Origin of the sequence: Acidaminococcus sp. AM05-11, from assembly GCF_003472805.1 — a bacterium.
Classification (GTDB): domain Bacteria; phylum Bacillota; class Negativicutes; order Acidaminococcales; family Acidaminococcaceae; genus Acidaminococcus; species Acidaminococcus hominis.
This window is the reverse complement of record NZ_QRMX01000058.1, coordinates 1-3093: the sequence shown is the minus strand read 5'-3', so window position 1 is coordinate 3093 and position 3093 is coordinate 1. Positions and strand designations below refer to the sequence as shown.

3 protein-coding genes are annotated in these 3093 nt (G+C 52.4%); 2 read left to right on the top strand and 1 reads right to left on the bottom strand.

Annotation, left to right across the window (positions count from 1 at the left end):
* Positions 1–346: 346 nt before the first annotated feature.
* The gene (locus DW089_RS11175; protein ID WP_105325817.1) at positions 347–982 is read right to left on the bottom strand and encodes an HD-GYP domain-containing protein; all 636 of its coding nucleotides are present in this window, start codon (positions 980–982) and stop codon (positions 347–349) included.
* Between the two features lie 376 nt (positions 983–1358).
* Between DW089_RS11175 and DW089_RS11170 the strand changes: the two genes are divergently transcribed.
* Together DW089_RS11170 and DW089_RS11165 are read left to right on the top strand one after the other, a co-directional pair.
* On the top strand, positions 1359–2147 hold the full coding sequence (locus tag DW089_RS11170; RefSeq protein WP_105325816.1) for a basic amino acid ABC transporter substrate-binding protein: 789 nt from the start codon (positions 1359–1361) through the stop codon (positions 2145–2147).
* Positions 2148–2161: 14 nt separating this feature from the next.
* On the top strand, positions 2162–2941 hold the full coding sequence (locus DW089_RS11165; RefSeq protein WP_105325815.1) for a basic amino acid ABC transporter substrate-binding protein: 780 nt from the start codon (positions 2162–2164) through the stop codon (positions 2939–2941).
* Positions 2942–3093: the final 152 nt, after the last annotated feature.

Genomic DNA, 3093 nt, shown 5'->3' with positions numbered 1-3093 from the left:
GGGGACGCAAGGGGTCTTGGCTTATACGTTGGTTTGTGAGGCCTGCTGGGTGTGGGAAAGGGCATGGTTTGGGTAATAAAAAGGCCCTGGGAACCGGCGGGGACGCAAGGGGTCTTGGCTTATACGTTGGTTTGTGAGGCCTGCTGGGTGTGGGAAAGGGCATGGTTTGGGTAATAAAAAAGGCCCTGGGAACCGGCGGGGACGCAAGGGGTTTTGGCTTATGCGTTGGCTTGTGGGGCCTACTGGGTGTGGGAAAGGGCATGGTTTGGGTAATAAAAAGGCCCTGGGAACCGATTGGGGTTCTCAAGGCGTCTATGGTTAGTATTTTTCTGGCAGGGGCGGCTGGCTATTTATTAGGCAGGTCCTGGGGGTTCATCAGGTGTTTTTCGTTTTGGACTACGGCGGAGAAGAAGGCCTGGACTACGTCGGGGTCAAACATGATGCCGGCCAGGTCGCGCAAGTCCTGGGGGGAATGGTTGGCGGAAATTTGCCAGTTTCTGGTGCAGGGGTTGCATTTCCGGTCGTAGTAGTTACACACGGCGATGATCCTGGAGCCGATGGGGATATTTACGCCTTTCAGGCGTTTGGGATAGCCGCTGCCGTCCCAGTTTTCGTGGTGGTGGAGGATGATTTTCATGACATGGCTGAAGGCTGGGATGTTCTCCAGCATGTTGCAGCCTTCCTGGCAGTGGCGCTTGTAGGCGGCCCGCTCCCGCACGTTGAAATAGGGGTATTTATTGAGGATGATGTTGCTGATGGCCAGCTGGCCGATATCATGCAGCAGGGCTGCGGTTTTGATACAGGCTACTTCGGTAAGCGGCAAGCCCATATTTACGGCCGTGCTGACGGCGTAATTGGCAACTTGCTGGCTGTGAAGGAACAAGTCCTTGTTTTTCATTTCCAACAGCTTCAGGAAAAATTGGACCAATTCTTTGGAGTCCTGGCTGGTGGGAAATTCCAAAAATTGTGGAATTGTTAGCATGGCTATCGACCTTTTCTACAGAGTTTCACTATACCGTATGTATAAGTATACTATAAAAAAATCCCCTTGTGGGAAATTTTTACATTGTAAAAATTGGGGTACGCTTTTATAATAGGGAACAACAACTCAGGTCTGTGGTTGAAATTCGATGCCAGTTGCAGGCGAAACGATCCACGTAAGCAGGGGAATTCCCTGTGAGCACGGTGCAGCTTAGAAGTAAGTCCTGCCGCAAAAAGCGAGAGAAGCAGTAGTGGGGAGCCCGAAGGCTTAGGAGCGAGACTTCCAGCAGGCGAGTGTGGGGGCGAAGACCAGGTCAGCTGAGTTGTTTTCTTTTACCCAAAACAGAGAAAAAAGGAAAATGAGGGGTGTGTGCGTCATGAAAAAGTGGGTGAAAACAGCAGGTGTGGTTGGTATGTTGGTACTGCTTCTGGGGATGGCTGCCGGGTGCGGCAGTGATACCAAGTCCAGCAGCAAGCCGGCGGACAAGAAGGAATTGATTGTGGGCACGGAGCCGTCGTTTGCGCCGTTTGAGTTCCCGGACAAGAAGGACGGGAGTCTTACGGGGTTTGATATGGAATTGATCCGAGCTATGGGCAAGAAGGCCGGGTTTGAGACGGTGACGGTGAAGGGGATGGGCTTTGATGCGCTGATTCCTTCTTTGGATTCGGGCAACATTGATGTGGCCATTGCTGGGATGTCCATTACGGACGCGCGCAAGGAGAAGGTGAACTTTACGGATCCGTACTATGAATCCGGGCTCTCCATTCTGGTTCCCAAGGATAATAACACGGTGAAGTCCTTTGATGATTTGAAGGGCAAGACCATTGCGGTGCAGTTGGGCACCACCGGGGCTGAACAGGCTGGGAAGATTGAAGGGGCTACGGTCAAGACCTTCGATACTTCCGATACGGCCTGCCTGGAAATGAAAAATGGCGGGGCGGATGCGGTCATCAGCGACCTGCCGGTATTGCAGTATTTCCTGAAGCAGGGCGGAGCTGAATATGCCAAGATTGCTTCGACTCCCCAAAAGGGCGACTTTTACGGGATTGCTACTGCGAAGAAGAACAAGGAGCTGTGCGACAAGCTGAACAAGGCTCTGGGTGAAATGAAACAAAACGGCGAGTACCAGAAGCTGTACGACAAGTGGTTCGCTGACAAGAAATAAGGGAGAGAATGGATATGAAAAAATGGACTTCTGTACTTTGCATGTTGGCTGCGGCCGTAATGCTGACGGCTGGCTGTGGCAGTGACCAAAAGGCTGCGGCTCCGGCGCAGCCTGATAAGAACAAGACGCTGATTGTGGCTACCAACCCGTCCTTTGCTCCGTTTGAGTTTATGGACAAGGACAAGATGGCTGGGTTTGATATTGATTTGATTTCTGCCATGGTAAAGCAGGCGGGCTACCAGAAAGTGGAGTTCAAGAGTCTGCCTTTTGATGGGCTGATTCCGGCGCTGGAAAATGGCAACATTGATATTGCGGTTGGCGGCATCAGCATTACGGATGCCCGGAAGCAAAAGGTGAATTTCACGGATTCCTACTATGAATCTGGGCTGATGGCGATTGTGGGCAAGGACAACGACAGCATCAAGAGTCTGGAGGACTTGAAGGGCAAGACCATTGCGGCCCAGATCGGTACGGTAGGGGCTGATGAGGCGAACAAGATTGAGGGCGCCAAGGTAAAGACCTTTGACAGCAGCGACCTGGCCTGCCTGGAGCTGAAGAACGGCGGGGCAGATGCGGTCATCAGTGACCTGCCGGTATTGCAGTACTTCCTGAAGAAGGGCGGTTCTGCCTACGCCAAGAGTGTGGGGACGCCGAAGAAGGGTGATTTCTACGGGTTTGCAGTGGCCAAGAAGAATACGGCGCTGTGCGACCAGCTGAACAAGGCGCTGGCGGAGCTGAAGAAGAATGGGGAGTATCAGAAGATTTACGATAAGTGGTTTGGGGAAGCGAAGTAAGGGGAGAGAAGAGGGAAGGGGCTATGCAAAATGGCGACATTTTGCATAGCTTTTTTTGTTGGTGCGGTCAGCGGACTTTGTAGGCGATGTTTGCCGGGTATCCACTCTCAGTCATCCACTAGCGTGGCTGCCAGCTCTCCCCTCGTATGATA